This window comes from Hydrogenobacter sp., assembly GCA_041287335.1.
Lineage (GTDB): Bacteria > Aquificota > Aquificia > Aquificales > Aquificaceae > Hydrogenobacter.
The window spans coordinates 23237-40989 of sequence record JBEULM010000040.1 but is presented as its reverse complement, the minus strand read 5'-3'; the positions used below and the strand labels follow the sequence as shown (position 1 = coordinate 40989).

The 17753-nt window shown below is 41.0% G+C and carries 22 protein-coding genes, 1 tRNA gene and 1 pseudogene; 12 read left to right on the top strand and 12 right to left on the bottom strand.

Annotation, left to right across the window (positions count from 1 at the left end; translation table 11 throughout):
• The first annotated feature begins 16 nt into the window (after positions 1-16).
• Positions 17-1042 carry an AmmeMemoRadiSam system radical SAM enzyme gene (gene amrS, locus ABWK04_05920; protein MEZ0361414.1) on the top strand — a complete coding sequence of 342 codons (1026 nt, stop codon included), beginning with the start codon at positions 17-19 and terminating at the stop codon, positions 1040-1042.
• Here amrS and ABWK04_05915 read toward each other — a convergent pair.
• The 7 genes from ABWK04_05915 to ABWK04_05885 form a co-directional block, all read right to left on the bottom strand.
• Positions 1034-2218 (bottom strand): cation:proton antiporter, encoded by a 1185-nt coding sequence (locus tag ABWK04_05915; protein MEZ0361413.1) that lies wholly within the window; start codon positions 2216-2218, stop codon positions 1034-1036. The two genes, amrS and ABWK04_05915, sit on opposite strands and share 9 nt — an antisense overlap.
• A 1-nt stretch (position 2219) precedes the next feature.
• Complete coding sequence (locus ABWK04_05910; protein MEZ0361412.1) at positions 2220-2492, bottom strand: cupin domain-containing protein; 273 nt, start codon at positions 2490-2492, stop codon at positions 2220-2222.
• 1 nt (position 2493) lies between these two features.
• Positions 2494-2943, bottom strand: coding sequence for a dUTP diphosphatase (gene dut, locus ABWK04_05905; protein ID MEZ0361411.1), 450 nt, complete (start codon positions 2941-2943; stop codon positions 2494-2496).
• 129 nt (positions 2944-3072) lie between these two features.
• Positions 3073-3144 (bottom strand) — tRNA-Thr (locus ABWK04_05900).
• Positions 3101-5218, bottom strand: a complete 2118-nt coding sequence (locus tag ABWK04_05895) for a polyribonucleotide nucleotidyltransferase (protein MEZ0361410.1) — start codon at positions 5216-5218, stop codon at positions 3101-3103. The genes ABWK04_05900 and ABWK04_05895 overlap by 44 nt, the downstream gene beginning before the upstream one ends.
• Positions 5215-5487, bottom strand: coding sequence for a 30S ribosomal protein S15 (gene rpsO / locus ABWK04_05890; GenBank protein ID MEZ0361409.1), 273 nt, complete (start codon positions 5485-5487; stop codon positions 5215-5217). The genes ABWK04_05895 and rpsO overlap by 4 nt, the downstream gene beginning before the upstream one ends.
• Before the next feature lie 30 nt (positions 5488-5517).
• Positions 5518-5826 (bottom strand): dephospho-CoA kinase, encoded by a 309-nt coding sequence (locus ABWK04_05885; protein ID MEZ0361408.1) that lies wholly within the window; start codon positions 5824-5826, stop codon positions 5518-5520.
• A 17-nt stretch (positions 5827-5843) separates the two neighbouring features.
• On the opposite strand from ABWK04_05885, the gene ABWK04_05880 reads away from it, so the two are divergent.
• From ABWK04_05880 to ABWK04_05850, 7 genes and pseudogenes are all read left to right on the top strand, one after another.
• A complete protein-coding gene (locus ABWK04_05880) occupies positions 5844-6248 on the top strand; it encodes a low molecular weight phosphatase family protein (protein ID MEZ0361407.1) in 405 nt (134 codons plus the stop codon).
• Between the two features lie 47 nt (positions 6249-6295).
• The gene (locus ABWK04_05875; protein ID MEZ0361406.1) at positions 6296-7204 is read left to right on the top strand and encodes a LysR family transcriptional regulator; all 909 of its coding nucleotides are present in this window, start codon (positions 6296-6298) and stop codon (positions 7202-7204) included.
• A 216-nt stretch (positions 7205-7420) separates the two neighbouring features.
• A pseudogene (cas8a1, locus tag ABWK04_05870) lies at positions 7421-7852 on the top strand (type I-B CRISPR-associated protein Cas8b1/Cst1).
• Between the two features lie 153 nt (positions 7853-8005).
• On the top strand, positions 8006-8182 hold the full coding sequence (locus ABWK04_05865; protein ID MEZ0361405.1) for a hypothetical protein: 177 nt from the start codon (positions 8006-8008) through the stop codon (positions 8180-8182).
• Positions 8145-8471, top strand: a complete 327-nt coding sequence (locus ABWK04_05860) for a CRISPR-associated endonuclease Cas3'' (GenBank protein ID MEZ0361404.1) — start codon at positions 8145-8147, stop codon at positions 8469-8471. Before ABWK04_05865 ends, ABWK04_05860 begins: the two co-directional genes overlap by 38 nt.
• A gap of 604 nt (positions 8472-9075) precedes the next feature.
• Entirely contained in the window at positions 9076-10551 is a 1476-nt protein-coding gene (locus ABWK04_05855; GenBank protein ID MEZ0361403.1) for a transposase, read from the top strand.
• Positions 10548-11216 (top strand): HAD-IA family hydrolase, encoded by a 669-nt coding sequence (locus ABWK04_05850; GenBank protein MEZ0361402.1) that lies wholly within the window; start codon positions 10548-10550, stop codon positions 11214-11216. The genes ABWK04_05855 and ABWK04_05850 overlap by 4 nt, the downstream gene beginning before the upstream one ends.
• On the opposite strand, the gene ABWK04_05845 is transcribed toward ABWK04_05850, so the two are convergent.
• Complete coding sequence (locus ABWK04_05845; protein ID MEZ0361401.1) at positions 11155-11355, bottom strand: Trm112 family protein; 201 nt, start codon at positions 11353-11355, stop codon at positions 11155-11157. The genes ABWK04_05850 and ABWK04_05845 overlap by 62 nt on opposite strands.
• A 1-nt stretch (position 11356) precedes the next feature.
• On the bottom strand, positions 11357-11773 hold the full coding sequence (locus tag ABWK04_05840; protein ID MEZ0361400.1) for a hypothetical protein: 417 nt from the start codon (positions 11771-11773) through the stop codon (positions 11357-11359).
• Between the two features lie 24 nt (positions 11774-11797).
• Between ABWK04_05840 and miaA the strand changes: the two genes are divergently transcribed.
• A complete protein-coding gene (gene miaA, locus ABWK04_05835; GenBank protein ID MEZ0361399.1) occupies positions 11798-12703 on the top strand; it encodes a tRNA (adenosine(37)-N6)-dimethylallyltransferase MiaA in 906 nt (301 codons plus the stop codon).
• Here the strand turns inward: miaA and ABWK04_05830 are convergent.
• From ABWK04_05830 to ABWK04_05820, 3 genes are read right to left on the bottom strand one after another with little or no spacing between them, the layout of a single operon-like run.
• A complete protein-coding gene (locus ABWK04_05830) occupies positions 12679-13578 on the bottom strand; it encodes a protoglobin domain-containing protein (GenBank protein ID MEZ0361398.1) in 900 nt (299 codons plus the stop codon). The two genes, miaA and ABWK04_05830, sit on opposite strands and share 25 nt — an antisense overlap.
• Complete coding sequence (locus tag ABWK04_05825; GenBank protein MEZ0361397.1) at positions 13556-15034, bottom strand: menaquinone biosynthesis decarboxylase; 1479 nt, start codon at positions 15032-15034, stop codon at positions 13556-13558. The genes ABWK04_05830 and ABWK04_05825 overlap by 23 nt, the downstream gene beginning before the upstream one ends.
• An 11-nt stretch (positions 15035-15045) precedes the next feature.
• A complete protein-coding gene (locus ABWK04_05820; protein MEZ0361396.1) occupies positions 15046-15660 on the bottom strand; it encodes a M23 family metallopeptidase in 615 nt (204 codons plus the stop codon).
• Between the two features lie 121 nt (positions 15661-15781).
• Between ABWK04_05820 and ABWK04_05815 the strand changes: the two genes are divergently transcribed.
• Genes ABWK04_05815 through ABWK04_05805 form a run of 3 tightly spaced genes read left to right on the top strand, consistent with a single transcriptional unit; the run spans position 15782 to position 17751 of the window.
• Positions 15782-16357, top strand: a complete 576-nt coding sequence (locus tag ABWK04_05815) for a DeoR family transcriptional regulator (GenBank protein MEZ0361395.1) — start codon at positions 15782-15784, stop codon at positions 16355-16357.
• On the top strand, positions 16354-16953 hold the full coding sequence (locus tag ABWK04_05810; protein ID MEZ0361394.1) for a hypothetical protein: 600 nt from the start codon (positions 16354-16356) through the stop codon (positions 16951-16953). Before ABWK04_05815 ends, ABWK04_05810 begins: the two co-directional genes overlap by 4 nt.
• Before the next feature lie 54 nt (positions 16954-17007).
• A complete protein-coding gene (locus ABWK04_05805; GenBank protein MEZ0361393.1) occupies positions 17008-17751 on the top strand; it encodes a DsbC family protein in 744 nt (247 codons plus the stop codon).
• Positions 17752-17753 lie beyond the last annotated feature (2 nt).

Sequence of the window (17753 nt, the reverse complement as noted above, 5' to 3'; positions counted from 1 at the left end):
AATAAATTAATCTCCTATGGAAAGTCTTGCATGGATGAGTGAAGAGAGAGACGGTAAAGTTCTGTGTAAAGCTTGTTACCAGAGATGTCTGGTCAAAGATGGTGAGTATGGAAAGTGCGGTGTTAGGGTAAATAGAGAAGGTAAGCTTTTTTTAACAGTTTACGGTAGCGTTGCATCTTACAACACGGATCCCATAGAGAAAAAGCCGCTGTATCACTTTCTTCCCGGCACATATACCTTTTCAGTAGGAACTGTAGGATGCAACTTCTCATGTCTGTTTTGTCAAAACTGGGAGATCTCTCAGTATCCGCAGACACATCGTTATAAAACCTTTGGTGAAAATATGTCTCCGGAAGATATAGTGAGGTTGGCAAAGGTTTACAAAACACCTTCCATATCGTACACTTACAATGAACCTGTAATATTCTTTGAGTTTGCCTTTGATACTATGAAACTGGCTCACGCTGAAGGGATAAGAAACGTTTTTGTTACGAGCGGATACGAAACAGAAGAAGTGATTGACGCTTCTCTGCCTTATCTTTCCGCAATGAATATAGACCTCAAGTCCTTCTCGGATAAGTTCTACAGAGAAGTCTGCGGAGCAAGACTAAAACCTGTTCTGAAAACTATAGAGTACGCATATAAAAAGGGTGTGTGGATCGAAATAACAACGCTTGTGATACCTGGATTGAATGATACATCTGAAGAAATAAGGGATATAGCGAGGTTTATAAGAAGCATTTCGGAGAATATACCTTGGCATATTTCCCGTTTCTTTCCGGCTTACAAAATGACCAATCTGTCACCAACACCTTTAAGTAGCTTGATCGGTGCGTACGAAATAGCAAAAGAGGAAGGATTGAATTACGTATATCTGGGAAACTATCCGTCTGAGGATCTTGAATCCACTTACTGTCCATCGTGCGCTTACAAAGTTATAGAAAGGAAGGGGTTTCTCGGTGAGCAAGTTAAGGTTCATCTAAGTGATGGTAAATGTCCCAAGTGTGGGAAGGTAATAGATGGTATTTGGAGCTTATTTTGACAGTAACTTGAGACTAATAGGAGCTAATAGTGTAGTTACGGCAACTGTGAATATGACTACAGCATACAGAAGATCGTTATAGATATTTGCTTGTCTCCCAAGCTCTGCAAAAATCAGACCTACTTCACCTCTAGGTAACATGGAAAAACCTATAAGGAGTTTCTCCCTAAAACTTCCACTTACTAAAAAACCGGACACTACTTTACCTGTTAGAGCTACCAGGAGGATCAGACAAGACATGAGCCAAAATTCGACAGATTCAAAGTCTATAGCTTTCAGGTTCAACGCTATTCCCACATACACAAAAAATAAAGGTGTGAGTACCCATACCAAAGGTAAGATGGTATGTTCCACTTTTTGAGCCATCTTTTCGTCTGTCTTTAAAAATATGGCAAAGGGTAGTGTAAGCCTTCTTGATAGTGCAAGTCCTGCGGTAAAAGCTCCCAGTATTTCAGGAGAACCCACCTCATGAGCCAAATAAGCAAATAGAAAGATCACAGACACTACCGTGGGAGGTATAAAGTCCTCGGTGCCAAGCGCTTTGGAGAGCATCTGTATAATTCTGGCAAGTATTTGGGCAACTATGGGAGAGAGTATAAAGAAGGTAGCTATGTAAAGGAGGAGGGTTAATATCGCACTCACGTGCAGAGTACCTTCTTTTGAAAATTCGTAAAGTGCAGAAAGTATTACAACACCAAACACATCGTCAAGCACCGCCGCTCCGAGTACTATTTGAGCAAACCTCTCTCTCATTTTACCCAGATCTTCAAGTACCTTTACCGTTATACCTATGCTTGTAGCGGTCAAAGTACCTCCGATAAACAAACTGGTAGCTAATGGTAAACTCAGAAAGTAAAGAGAGACCAATGTTCCAAGTATCATAGGAAGAGAGGCACCCACAAAAGCTACTATAAAGGCTAATACTCCTACATCTTTTAGCTTTTGTACGTCAGCTTCCAGACCTACCTGAAAGAGTAAAAGTATGACGCCTATCTCGGCAAAGAGCCTGAGAGTTTCGTTTGGTTCCAGGATACCTAACACACTCTGACCAAGCAAAATACCCACGAATATCTCACCCAGAACTGCCGGAAGACCGAGCTTTGAAAAGGTGTCACCTATTATGCGCGCAAGAAAGAGAATTATAGCTAAATGCAAGAATATGATATGGAGATCCATATTACTTTTTCCTTGATGCGCAAAGGTATTTGACTCCTTCTTTTGTCCTTGCCCAATGACGTGTACCTGCAGGAACTTCTAAGATGTCTCCAGCCTTTAGATGATAAATTTCTTTATCTGTACCTATAACTATTGAGCCTTCAAGTATAAATCTTACTTCATCTTCGGGATGCGTGTGCCAGTCGTAATATGTGTCAGGTGGATCTTCCCAAAGGTATATACCTTCATAGCCAAGTTCTCTAAGCTTCCTTTCGGCTTCCTGGATATATGTCATCTCACAAACCTGTAGAACCAAAGCCTCCGTCACCCCTTTGTGTTGAACTCAGTTCTTCCACCTCTTCCCACTCAACCCGTATGGCTGGACAGATAATTAGCTGTGCTATTCTGTCCCCTCTGTTTATAACAAAGTCTTCCTCTCCTAAGTTTACCAAAATCACTTTTACTTCTCCTCTATAATCCGCATCTATTGTGCCAGGCGCATTAAGAAGTGTAACACCGTATTTTATGGCAAGTCCACTTCTTGGTCTTACCTGAGCCTCATAACCCGGTGGTAGTTCTATAGCTATGCCCGTAGGTACAGGGACTCTTTTCATAGGCTTTAGAAAGATAGGCTCACAAACGGCCGCAAGAAGGTCCATACCAGCCGCATGTTCGGTGGCATAAAAGGGAAGTGGAAGTCCTTGAGCGTGAGGTAAACGTTTTATTTTGATCTTTAAAGTTTTCATCATTGGGTGAATAATAATATACCGCAGAGATAAAGGGAGATCAAGTATAAAAAACTTTTTTCTCCCTTAGCGTTAAGATATGATTTCTTTGTTAATAGAAAATGGGATTAGTTTTCAAGGTCTTTTCTCAGCCGGCGGTGGGACTTGAACCCACGACCTAGGCATTACGAGTGCCTCGCTCTGCCGCTGAGCTACGCCGGCTATCGTCTAATCCTATATTGGTAAGCTTAGCTCTTCCCTGATCATCTACTTCAAGCACCTTTACCTTTACTGTGTCACCTACGCTGAAAACAGCCCTAACATCTTTTACGTATCCTTCCATCTTGCTCACATGCAAAAGACCTATCTTTCCAGGTAAGATCTCCACAAAAACACCGTAGGGTTCTACACGTGTTACCTTACCTTCGTAAACCTTTCCCACTTCCACATCCCTTATTATGTTCTCTATAATTTCCTTTGCTGCATCTATTGCTGATTTGGATGGTGCGGTCAAAGACACTTTTCCACCTTCAAGCACCCACACGGTAGTTCCAGTTTTCTCCTTGATATCCTTGACGGTCTTTCCACCGGGTCCTATGATAAGCACAGCTTTATCTTCAGGTACAGTTATGATCTCTATTCTTGGTGCATGAGGAGAAAGATCCCTTCGTGGTTCAGATATAGCCTGATACATTCTATCGAGTATATAAAGCCTGCCAGCTTTCGCTTGCATGAGAGCCTCTTGCATGATTTCCCTCTTTAAGCCCTTTATCTTTATATCCATCTGCACACTTGTTATCCCGTCCTTTGTACCAGCTACCTTAAAGTCCATATCTCCAAGCTGATCCTCGTCCCCCAGTATGTCCGAAAGGATCACATACCTTTCACCTTCCATGATCAGACCCATAGCTATGCCTGCAACGTGTTTTTTCATGGGAACACCTGCATCAAAGAGAGCCAAAGAACCTGCACATACCGTTGCCATAGACGTTGAACCATTCGATTCAAGTATGTTGGATACTACCCTTATTATATAAGGAAATTCATCTTCGGAAGGTATAAGGGGTTCTATAGCCCTTTCTGCAAGCGCTCCGTGACCTATCTCTCTTCTTCTGGGAGGTCCCCATGGCTTTGCCTCACCTGTAGAAAAGGGCGGGAAGTTATAGTGGAGCATGAATCTTTTGAAAACTTCTCCTTCATAAATGCTCTCTACCAGCTGGGCTTCATGTGGTGAGCCAAGAGTTACAGTAGCAAAAGCTTGAGTTTGTCCTCTGGTGAAAATAGCGCTACCATGAGGTCGCTCAAAGGGCTTTATCTCTATGCTTATAGGTCTTATCTCGTCAGGTCTTCTCCCATCTATCCTAATACCTTTATTTAGTACCATGTCCCTCATCAGTTTACTCGTAAGCTTTTTGTAGTGATAGCCTACCTTAAAATGAAGTTCTTCAGGTATCTGATAGGTTTCTATAAACTCTTTCAAGATGGCTGAAGATTTTTCCTTTCTCTCCCTTTTGTCTTGTATCTCAAAGGTTTGAAGTATTTTTTCACTGCAAAACTCCACCATAAGATTTTTTATCTCGTCAGGAATCTCTATACCTTCAAAGCTCATCTTAGGAACCCCCACCCTATCCCTAAGCTCTTCCTGAACCTTTATAATATCTTTTCCTACCTCTAAACCAAAGTATAGAGCGTTAGCAAAAGTATTCTCATCAACTTCCTTTGCACCACCCTCCACCATAATTATGCTATCTTTACTGACAGCTAAGATTATCTCAAGATCGGCTCTTTGTCTCTCTTCGTAAGTAGGATTTGCCACAAAATTACCGTCAATCCTACATATCCTTAATCCAGCTATAGGACCTTCAAAGGGTATTCTGGAAATATGAAGCGCTGCGGAAGCTCCAGTTATAGCAAGCACATCTGGGTCGTATCTGTCATCAGCGGAGAGTGTAAGCGCTGTTATGACCACATCGTGAAAAAACCCCTCCGGAAAGAGTGGTCTTATGGGTCTATCTATAACCCTTGAAACAAGTACCTCACGATCCGTCGGCTTTCCTTCCCTTTTTACAAAACCTCCAGGTATCTTTCCCCAGGCGGAAGATTGCTCCCTGTAATCAACGGAAAGGGGCATAAAATCTATATTCTGCTGAGGTTCCTCGGAAACTACAGCCGTAACTAAAACCGCCGTATCACCTTGTCTTACGACTACCGCACCATCAGAGAGTTTAGCATAATGCCCGGATTCTATTATTATGGGGTCCTTGTCCCCCAATTTGGCGATCACCTTCTCCATCATCTCACCTTAAGACCTAACCTTTGAACCACCTCTAAGTATCTTTTATAGTCAGTGTTTTTAAGATACTCCAAATGCCTCCTTCTGGCATGTATCATAGCTATTAGCCCTCTTCTTGAATGAACATCCTTCTTATTCTTTTTAAGATGTTCGGTAAGTCTGTTTATCCTTTCTGTAAGCACGGCTATCTGTACTTCCGGAGAACCGGTATCTCTTTCATGCCTCTGAAAGTTCCTTATTATCTCCTGTTTTTTCTCCTTCGGTAATGCCATCTTAACCTCCTTAAGTTATAATATTATACATCAACCTCCTCCGTATTCGGATTGTTCTATCTCCATAGTGAACTCTTCTATCATAGCAGTCAGCATCTTTACAATTTCCTTTATATCTTTTTCAAGATAGTAATCAAAGAGTTCCATCTTTCTCTCATGAAAGTGCTCATCATCTACGTAATATCTTACCAATACATAAGGTACATCCTTATCATGCTGAAATTCCTTATCATCGGGAGAAATCAGATGTACCTCAATATCTGGGTTGGTTGTGTAGCTCTTTTCAAGATAGTCTCTAAGCTCCTTTAACTTTTCCTCATATATCTTCCAGTTCATCATAGTTTATATTTTACTCCATGAGATTGTGTTTTATATCCACAGGAGGAGCAATAAGAGGAGTTATAGCTGAAGCCATAGCAAAAAAAATGTCCAAGGAAGCTCTGCTCAACATGGAAATATTTTCGGCTGGAGTGGAACCACTGCAAGAAGTTCCTAAGCAGGTGATAGATGTGCTTGAAGAGAAGGGTTATTCGGTAGAAGAGATAAAACCGAGATCTTTGGAAGATGTATCTTACGAAGATGCTGACATAATAATAACCCTCTCAACGGAGGCGAGGGACAAAAGTCCATACATGCATACCCACAAAAGGAGGGAACACTGGGTTTTGGAAGAGATAAAGGATGTAAGTGACCTGCAAGCTCTTAGAAAGCTCAGAGATCAGATAGAAGAAAATGTAGTTTCTCTATTTAAAATAAGATAAACTTATACTTGTCATAAGGCACTTTTATACATATAATTTAAAAAGGAATGATAGATATCACTAAGTTGAAGACCTTTATAGCGGTTGCGGATTTGGGAAGCTTTTCAAAAGCATCGGAGATATTATACATAACACAGCCTGCAGTCACCCAACAGATAAAAGCCCTTGAAAAAATAGTAGGTGCTAAACTCTTTCAAAGACAAGGTGGGAAGATAGTGCTTACCAACGAAGGAAGGAGAATATACGAAATAGCCAGATCCCTTTTGAGCGATTATGAAAACCTTATGGAGGAAATGGCAAAGATAAAGAAGGACTTTAAAGATACGCTCTTTGTGGGTGTAAGCACAACGCTGAGCGGTTATAAACTGCCTGAACTTATAGCTGAATTTCACTCTCAGATGCCAGGCATATCTATAAGGGTGTTTGTAGAGAACTCACAGCAAATAGAAGAAAACTTACTTTCCGGTGTGCTTAATGTAGGCGTAATAGAAAGACCACCCTCTGATAGATTTCACGCAATTCAGTGGTTCTCTGACGAAATCATATACTTTACTCATCCTGAGCATCCTTTCGCCAGAGAAGGTGAGATACACCCCGAGAGGCTTTATGAAGCAGATATCATCTTTAGGGAAGTCAGTTCAGGCACAAGGAGGATAGTAAAAGAGGAACTTGAGAAACTCGGAATAATCTTTGAAAAGTTGAATATAAAGGTGGAGATAAACTGCGGAATGTCCATACTGAGCATGGTAAGAGGTGGTTACGGTACGTCCTTCTTGTCAAAGGGACTCTTGGAGAGGGATCTTCAAGAAGGGAACGTGGTTCATGTAAAAATAAAAGGCTTTAGCGCAAAAAGGTGGTACTACATAATATATCCGGAAAATGCCAAACTCAGTTTTCTTGCGGGCAGGTTTATAAGATTCCTCCTTTCAAAGTCGGAAAAAGAGATAACAGTATGAGAGAGCTACAAACTTTGCAAGATCTGTGGTCAGCACTGAAAGTTTTTGCTGAAGATTTGAAAAGATTCGCTTTCTTGCTTGAAGGCCAGAGAGAAAAAATCGTGAAGTAACAGCTTGGCTTCTGGACGAACTTGACGAAAAACTTGAGAAAATTACACCGTGTAAACAAACTAGATGAGGACGAGAAATGGGTAGAGACTAAAAAAAGCAGATTGGCTTTTAAACAACACCTTCTTTATGGAGCTTTTCTTGAAAAAGAATAGCAACAGGTATGAGCTTTCTGTGAAGACTTTCCACATGCCACCCCGACTTGCCAAAATCCTCAAGGAAAGCAAGAACACAAAGAAGAGCGAAGACAGCGAAGACAAAAGCACAGAGTATGCGAAAATTCTGGACACGCTTTTTTGTGCAGTGCTTGATTATGCCTATGAGAACAAAAGCCTTTATGACCTTCTTTACTGGGTGCTTTATGGCTACCTTCACAAAGAACATATTCTTAAGAGAGAAAGCAAAAACAACTCAAGGGTTATGTCGCTCATAAACTACGGAGCAAGGCAGGAGCATCTGAGTAGCAAGCTTATTCTTATAATCAAACTACAGGAGGAGTTAAAAATGAGAGTAGATGAAAAAGCAAACAAAAGGCTGTAGGCAGTATTCTGGGAAGGTAAGGAATTTGCTCAAGCCTACAAGGAAGCTTTCATAGAAGACCCTGAGGGTGTCAGAAAAAAGCTTTCAGTCCTTACTCACAAGCTCCTTGAAGCTGCAAGAAGGAAGGATACAAATAGCTTTCTCTACAACTTGATGAGGGCCTACAAGGAAATAGATAGACCTGTGCCCGAGACATTTCTTGATGCTCTGGGAGAAGGACTGGAAAGAATAGCCTATGCTTTTCTCATAGGGGTGAACTCAAAAGAAAAGAAAAAGAAGGAAGAAGAAGACCATGGAGAACCTCCTGAGGAAGAGGTGGGCGAAGTCTAATGGCACCACCATAAGAGAGCATACAGACAGGCTGAAAGAAAACTTAAAGGTTCTGAGAGAGCTTTACGGAGACAGAATAGCCTGTCCTGAGGAGTTCAGACATATCTTCTGGCAGGCTTTGGAGCTTGCCTGTGAATACCACGACTGGGGCAAGCTCCACTGGGCCTTTCAGCGGAATGTGGTTAAAAACGAGCGGGTAGAGTCTTTATACACTCCAGAGGTCAGACACAACCTCCTCTCTCCCGCTTTTCTGCCTAATACCTTGATAAAGACCTTAAAGAGTATATAGCACTTGCCATAATCCACCACCATGATACACAAACGGGTGAAGGAGTGGCTGAAGAAGTTTAGAAAGTTCTGGAAAAAGAGTTTAACATAAAGATACAGGGCTGGCACAAAAGACTTCTTGTAAAAAACGAATATCAGAGTCTGCAGGCGCTCACGGGTGATGACAAAGATAAGAAAAAGTTTTATCTGCTTCTTAAAGGACTTTTGCTACGGATAGACAACGCAAGCTCAAACAAAGAACTGCCTGTTATAGAACTTGAGCCCTTAAGTGCTGTGCCTGGAGGCGAAAAAGGGTCGCCTTTCTACTATATGAAACTAATTACTGATTTTTATAGAAATATCTTGACATTTATAGAAATCTAGTATATATTTAGTGCTATCAAATTATCGCAGTGGGCTAAGAGGGTAGGTCTTAGTTATAGAAGGGCATGGCAACTTTTTAAAGAGGGGAAAATACCAAATGCGGTCAGGCTTCTGGCTCTATAGTTGTTCTGGAAGAAGAAAAACCCAACTTACCAGAAAAAACCGTAGCTATTTATGCCCGAGTTTCAAGTAATGAAAATAAAGAAAAACAGAGAGAATAATAGAGGAACTCACACAGGAGAGTGATAGTGATTAGAGCTTATGTATATCCTCATTTTGCGAATAAGGGTAAGGTAGTAAAAATTGGAAAAGTCTTGAAAGAATACAGAAAAACAGCAGAGAAGATAGCCAGCTACCAGTGGCAGGTCTTCTTTAAAGAAGGCAGGTTCAGCAGATATGCAAAGCTAAAACACATAGAAAGCAGGCTATCAGAAAGATACAAACAGGTCTGTCTGTGGCAGGTGGTAAGCGGACTTGAGGGTTTTGTCTCCAACATACAAAACAAATTCAAACAGATAGTCCTCTCTTCAAACCTGGATAGAAAAACCAAAAGAGTTCTTCTATACATCAACAGCAGAGGTGAGTGGTTTTCTAAAAGGTCAGAGAAAGCTCTGTGGATAGAAGGAAAGGAGAGGATAGGGTATGAGATAACAGAGGAAGAGAGGAAGTTGGCAAGGAAAATTTTTAAGCATATCTTGAAAGGCTGGAGAAGGCCATCTTTTAGGCACATATCCATGCACTTAGACAGCAAAGTGGTACTTGTGGAGGAAAACAAGCATTCAAAGACCTTCCAAAGGTGGCTAAAGCTATCTACCCTTGAGAGAGGAAAACCCATATACGTGCCACTCAAGAACAACAGCTATGCGGAAAACTTAGAAGGTGAGCTTTTAAACTTTTGCCAGATTGTGGAGGAAGAAGGAAAGGTAAAGGTAGTCCTTATAAAGGACATAGCCACAAGGGAGGAATACAAGCCACTGGTAGAAAGCATAGCCATAGATATAGGGCTAAATCCTTTGATGGCAACAGATAGAGGAGACCTTATTGGAAGACAGTTTTTTGAAGTATTGAAGAAATACGACCAGAAGATAACAAAGAGGATGGCAAGCTTGCAGAGAAAAGGCATAAAACCAAATCAAGATAAAAAATACATAGAGCTTGTAAGGAGGCTTAGGGCTTTTATAAAAACGGAAATAAACAGGTTTGTAAACAGGCTGATAAAGTTATACAAACCGGCTAAGATAGTAATAGAGAGGTTAGACTTCAGAAGTCCAGACTTGTCAAGGAGAATGAATAGGATTATTCAGAACTTTGGGAAAGGAGTTTTTAAAAAGAAATTAGAAAGTTTAAAAGAGGAATACGGGATAGAGATAGTGGAAGTAAATCCCGCATACACATCGCAGGAGTGTAGCTCTTGTGGATATGTGGATAAGAATAACAGGAAGGATACTCACATTTTTGAGTGTGTAGCCTGTGGCAGGAAGATAAACGCACAGGTAAATTCCGCAAGGAATATCCTCAGGAGAGCGTCTCTCCTGAGGTTAATAAAGTCCTCCACTCCGAAAAAGCAATTCCTCAAGGTGCTGATAAAAAGGTATCTTGAGAGACACAAGGGGTGTAATAGTGCTCCCCTGGAAGTCCTTAAAGCTAATCCCTACTTTAGGGACTTCCTAAACCCTCTGAGTGGAGGGAATAAATTTCTATTAAAGGGGGAACTATGAAGGGTGTGATCTTTGATGTAGATGGTGTCATTGTTGATGTAAAAGAGTCTTATCACCTTGCCATAAAGATGACCGCTGAAGCTTTCCTTGGACATGAGGTGGATCTAGACACGGTGAGAGCTATTAAATTTGGAAAGGGTATAAACAACGATTGGATAGCTACAAGAGAGGTTATCAAATACTTTGGGAAAGAAATAGAGATTGAGGAAATAATAAGCGTATTTAACAGAATTTATAGACAGGTTAGGGATAAGGAAAAACTTATCCTTGATGGGAAGTTTTTCTCTTACTTAAAAGCTCAGAATATACCCTTGGGTATCCTTACTGGAAGACCTAAGGAAGATCTTGAGTACACTTTTAAAAGGTTTGGTCTTTTTGAGTACTTTGATTTTATACTTGATGATGATCAGATATCTGTAGAGGAGTTGAAAAAACCTCATCCTTTCGCTCTTCACCTTTGTATTGAAAGTATGAACCTTTCCGCGTGTGCGTACGTAGGTGACAGCAAGGCTGATTGGGAGATGGTAAATAGTTACAGGAAGATGTATGAAAAATCCGTTAAATACGTGCATTTTGGTCAAAATGTAAAGGTAGATGGTGTCATTACTGTAAATGCTCCCGATGAGCTTGCCTTAACTCTTCAAGAGGTTTTGAAGCATCTATGAGTAAAATAGGAATATCATCCTCAATAGGGTAAAATACCCTGCAGTCATTACATATAAGTATATTCTTTTCTCTATCGTAAATTAAGTCTCCCTTACATCTGGGACATGCGAGTATCTTTAAAAGCTCTTCATCCAGCATATTAATCTTCCTTTATATACTCCCAAAGCTCTTTTATGAGGCTCAAAAATTCTTTGTAACGGCTCTCTTTTAACTTCCTTTTGAGTTCTTCTTCCTCAAAGAGGAGGGTGCCATCTATTGGTGAGTAATCAATGTATTGAAGATCCGAAGTGTTGAGGTCAAATATGCACATATACTGCTCTGCCTCTCTCTTGAATCTCACAAACTCTTCCTCATAGGGAGTGGACATCTTTGTAGTCCACATGAAAGCTCCACCAAAAGGATTTAGCCAATACTGTTCGTTACTTTCTATACAAAAGATCGCCCTTTTTACAGAGATAATGTCATCCAGAAGCTCCCCATCCGGCATGCTTACTGCCCACACACGGTTCTTTAAAGGATTTACGAGAAACTCAACCTGCCTCTCCTCAAGAGCCATAGCTATATTATAAACTATAAATAAATGATATTGCTTATAGGGGGACCAACAGCAAGCGGAAAATCTTCCATAGCATGTAAGTTGGCACAGATACTCAACACGGAAATAGTAAGCGCCGATTCTATGAGCGTGTATAAGTACATGAATATAGGTACCGCAAAACCTTTGGAGTGTATGAAGGAGGTAAGACATCACCTCGTTGATATACTTGATCCCGGAGAAATTTTTGACGCAAAGATGTTTGAAAAGATGGCTTATGAGGCTATAAAGGATATAGAAAGGAGAGGGAAGCTTCCTATAGTGTGCGGAGGTACATACCTTTACATACAGGCTCTCCTTTACGGTATAGAGGAAACCCCACCGCCAGATTGGTCATTAAGGGAAAGGTTGTACAGTGTATTAAAAAGGAAGGGAAGCATTTATATGTACGAAAAGCTCAAGGTTATTGATAAAAAATATGCTCTCAAAATCTCACCTAAGGATAGCAGGAGGATAGTGAGGGCTTTGGAAGTTTTTCTTCAGACAGGTAAACCTTTTTCTTCCTTTCACCGGTGGGAAAAGCCCAGGTTAGAATTTATAGGTTTTTATATTAAGTGGAGCTGGGATGTCCTCTCACAAAGAATAGAGAACAGGGTAAGACATATGTTTAGTGAAGGTCTTACTCAGGAGGTGAGAAAGCTCTTGGAGATGGGATTTGAAAGTTTTATCACTTCAGCACAAGCGATAGGCTATAAAGAGGTTGTACCTTACGTGAAAGGTATGATAAGCCTGGAAGAAGCTATGCAAAATGTGATTAAAAACACAAAAGCATACGCCAAGAGGCAGATAAGATGGTTCAAGAGACAGGGATGGATTGTGGTGGATACTGAAAAACTCGGTATTGATGGTAGTGTAAACTTCATAATTCAGATCCTTGACTCAACTCTGTAAATGAGCCAAAAGACGATACCTAAGGCGAGCGTCACCGCTGAAAGGGTTATAAGTTCCTGCACCTTTTCAGGTGATAGCGATATAACTAATACCTTTCTTATGACTGCTGCGAGGGCTACTCCGACAAAAACTTTCAAGCTCAAGGCGGATCCCCTTATATGCCTTATCTCTTCCGTAAGAAGCTCAGATATGGCATAGAGAACCAGAACTGAACCTAATATGCTAAGTCCTCCTCTCTCCAGAGGCAGACTTCCGCTCAATGCAAGCCAAACTTCATACAATATCCAAAAAATGAGAAATACACCAACTACCGCTAAGGTGAGGATTATAAAAGTATCAAAAAACCAAGATACCCTTCTTATATTTTCAATAAGAATTCTCTGGTACTTGCCAGCTGCAAGATAAAGGCGAAGTTCTTCCTCCCTGAAAGAGTTTATCATCACATCAAGATTGATGTCCAGTGCCTTATTTACGGACTTAAGTATTCTGTTCATCTCAGGGGTACATCCCATTTCCTTATTCAGCTTGTCCGCTATGTAGTTCCTCACAAAGTTCATGGAAGCCTGAACATAATGTGGAGGAAGCCCTATTCTCACATGTGTTTCTCCTATCCTGTAAAGCCTTCTCAGGTACCGAGCGTCATATCTGGATGTGAAAAGGGAAGCAAACCAGTCCTTTACTTTTTCCTTGTGTCTTTTTCTCGTCGCTTCATCAGGAAGGTACTTACTGGTATCTGAAAAGTTTTCCAGGTACCTATAAAACTCCTCAATAAATTCTTCTTTGTATCTTTCTCCTATCCACGATATTTGGGATAGATTATCCTCATCCTCTTTAGTCCAGCCATAATGTACTTTAAGTTCTTCTATAGTTTCCATCTATATAGTATTTTATTCTGTCCCAAATTTTGTCCACCTTTTCCTTTACTTCTTTTGTCATCTCTATAAGCTTTGGCCACTCTCTCGTGTAGCCTTCTTCCTTCCACTTGGTAGTTGCATCCACGATCATCTTACCTCCAAAGCCCACCTCATTGGTAGAGTGATCAAGCACATCTATAGGACCTTTGAGTATGAGAATATCCCTTGATGGATCCATGTTGTTTCCCCAAACCCAAAGGACTTCCCCAATATTATGCACGTTCACCCACTCATCAAATACAACTATTACCTTTTCCAATGACATAAGACCCAGACCTAAAAGAGCGTAAGCCACCTTGAAAGCGTGTCCTGGGTATCTTTTCTTTATTGATACGAAACAGAAGTTGTGGAAACAACCCTCGGCTGGTAGATGGTAATCCACGACTTCCGGAAGGTTAAACCTTATGAGGGGAAGGAATATACGCTCGGTAGCCCAACCTAAATACTTATCCTCTTGAGGTGGTATCCCCACTATCGTGGCAAGGTATATGGGGTTATTCCTATGAGCTATGGCGGTTATGTGCATCTTGGGATATTTATCAACGGGTGTGTAAAAGCCCGTGTGATCTCCAAAAGGTCCTTCATCCACGAGTGGTTCAGAAGGATCTACGTAACCTTCTATTACTATTTCCGCATTAGCTGGATACTCAATGTCTATGGTTGCACCTTTTACCAATTCCACACCTTCCTCCCTTATGATACCAGCAAAAAGGTATTCATCCACCTCAGGGGGTAGCGGTGCAGAGGCTACGTAAGAGAGAAGCGGATCGCCACCTATAGCTATAGCCACATCAAGCCTCTTACCGAGCCTTTTTGCCTTCCAATAGTGATGGTTTCCATCTTTGTGGATCTGCCAATGTAAAGCCAGCTCCGTTGGAGATAGTACCTGAATTCTGTAAAGCCCCACGTTCCTTATTTTGCTCTCCGGATCTTTTGTGATAACTTGCCCGAAGGTGATATAGCGACCGCCATCTTCTGGCCAACACTTAAGTATAGGGAACTCGAGTACATCAATTTTATCCATCCTTAAATTCTCCTTTACAGGTCCGTCCTTTACCATTTTAGGTAAAGCGTCGTTTAGCTTTTTAAGCTCAGGAAGCTTTTTGATCTTGTCAAGAAAGGTGTGCGGAATCTCGGGTCTTAAGAGTTTATAAAGCTTCCAGCCGATTTCTTCAAGGTTTTCGTATCCTAAGGCGAGTTTTATCCTCTTTTCTGAACCAAGCATATTGGTGAGTACAGGAACATGGTAGTTTTCCACTCTTTCAAAGAGAAGTGCCTTTCCTCCGCCCGGCATTTTGCTCACTCTATCTGTTATTTCAGTTATTTCAAGTATGGGAGAAACAGATTCCCTTATGCGAGCAAGTTCCCCTTCCTCTTCAAGAAGTTTTAAAAATTCTCTCAAGTCTTTGTATGGCATAATAAAAAAATCTACGGCAGATAAGCGATGGGATTCTGTCTTATACCGTATCTTATAACTTCATAATGAAGGTGTGGTCCTGTAGTTCTTCCCGTCATACCGACTTTGCCTATTATCTGCCCCTTTACAACTTTGTCCCCGTAATCTACCGATATATCCGAAAGGTGTGCATAAAGTGTTACAAAGCCGTACCCATGATACACTATTACGGTTTTTCCATATCCGCTCAGCCATCCTGCATATATGACCCTCCCATCAGAAGCAACACTCACAGGTGTAGAGTATGGAACAGATATGTCAATACCCGGATGAAACTCCTTTACTCTACCCATCCGTCTCCACCCATAATCGGATGTGATAAGCCCAATCACAGGCCAGATGTCAGGCTTCACGGTATCAACAGTTTTTACGTCAAGAAGCTCCTTCATAGCCTTTTCTACGGAGGATTCTACCGCTATGATCTTATCCACGCTCTGAGTATCAAAATCCTCCTCCTTTTTAAGATCCTTTTCCGGAGTGAACTCAAAGGTGTCCTTTGTAGGTCCACCAACACCTAAGGGGGAACTATCAACAATAGACTTACAAAAGAAACCTCCGAGCGCAAACGCCAGAAGCAACTTTTTCATAGTTACACCTCCGCTCGGTTTTGAAATACTTTAACACTTATATATGGAAAGTGTCAAGATTGAACATAACTATCTATTTGATATTTGTTTACATTTTAACAAAAGACTTAAATTATTAAGTATGGACAGAAAGGAAAAGATACTTGAGCTTATACAGCAGGGCTACGACAACGTAAAGGCTCTTTCACAGTACTTTGGAGTTTCTCTTATGACCATTTACAGGGATGTTAGAGAACTGGAAAGGGAAGGGAAGATAGTTAGAAAGCACGGAGAGTTGAGATTGAGAACTGAAGAAGAACTAAAAGAAGAGAAGAAGGATGTTTGCGCTTACTGTACGAAAGCGGTAGATAGAAGACTTGAATTTATATACTATCTTAAAAACAGGAAGATTAAGGCGTGTTGTGCTCACTGCGGTCTTTTACTCTATAAAGACATAAAGGAAGATGAAGTTGAGGCGTGTATGACGTGGGATTTCATAACCGGAAACCCGATAAGCTGTTATTCGGCATGGTATGTAGTGGGATCTTCCGCTTTACCGTGCTGTAGTCCATCGGCAATAGCCTTTGCTAATAGGGAGGATGCTGAAAAGTTTGCTAAAGGTTATGGTGGTGCGGTGATGGATTTTGAAAAAGCCGTTGAAGGTATAAGGGATCTGATGAAAAGAGGACAGCGGGTGGGTATAGATATAAAAACATGAGGAAGATATTGGTATTTGTCGCATTTCTTTTTATAGGGTGCGCACCTGCTCCCAAGCTAATTCCCCTTGAAGATGGTCTCACTGTGAACAAGGAAAGATCTACATCCCTTTATAGGAATACAGATGTACAGATACTCGTAAGATCGCAGGCTTGGAACTTCTCACCCTCGGACCTACCATACTATGTGACCCCCATCTACCTTGAAGTTAAAAATTTATCGCAAAAGAGTATAAGCATAGAAAGGCGTGATGTTTACCTTCTGGACGATAAAGGTAACCAGTACAACGCTCTTACGCCAGGAGACGTATCTTCCATGCTAAGCTACAGTGCGGGTTTCTCCTTCGGAGTAGCTTACTATTCTTATCCATACTGGCTTGGCTGGTATCCTTACTATCCTTACTATCCACCTACATACCCTGACATACTCAATTACTCTTTTGTATACGGTACTGTACAGCCAGGATCTGTCTTAAAAGGTTTTGTATACTTTCAAAAGCTACCCAAGGAACTTAAAAAGGTAACTTTGAAAGTCAATTACCACATAGATGGTCAAACAAAAAGTATCAGTTTTCCTTTTGAAGCCATAAACAGGTGATCCCTGTTGGAAAAATTTAGTGAAGGGGGTATAATTTAAAGAAGGAGGAAAAGTATGATAAAAAAGTTAGGTATTGTATTATCTGGAGCGATTTTCTTTGCAGTTTCTTCGTCATGCGGTGTAGGTTCTGCCAAGTGTCCCACTAAGGATGCTATTAAAAATTCGGTAAAGGAGCTTATACCACAGGACTTTACCGTTGAGTCTGTCTCCGGAGTTAAAGAAATAAGCGGACTTTGTGAGGTAGTTATCAAAATAGGTGCGCAACCTTTAGTATTTTATACGGATAGCACCGCTAATTATGTGGTTGCGGGTAATATAATAAGCCTTAAAGATAAGAAGAATATCACAAGAGAGCGTCAACAGGAGTTTATGAAAGTCTCGCAAGACCAGCTTAAAGAGCTTGAAAAGCATGTAAATTTCACTTACGGACAAGGTAAAAAGTTCATTTACTACATAACCGATCCAGATTGCCCCTTCTGTAAAAAGAGCGAGCCTACCATAGAGGAATGGGCAAAAAAGAACAACGTGCAGGTAAAGGTAATTCTGTTCCCACTACCTATACATCCAGAAGCCTTTGGGAAATCGGTAGCTTTGGTGTGCGACAAAAAAGGATGGGATGAACTTGTAAAGGGTTATAACTCAAAAAATCAGTGTGATGAAGGCAAAAAAGTGATTACGGATAATCTGCAGTTTCTCAGTCAGCTCGGCGTCAACGGTACACCTACGTTTATAGGCATGAACGGTAAAATGCAGTCAGGCGTGCCAACGGAGGAGGATTTAAACAAGCTGGTAAATTAATC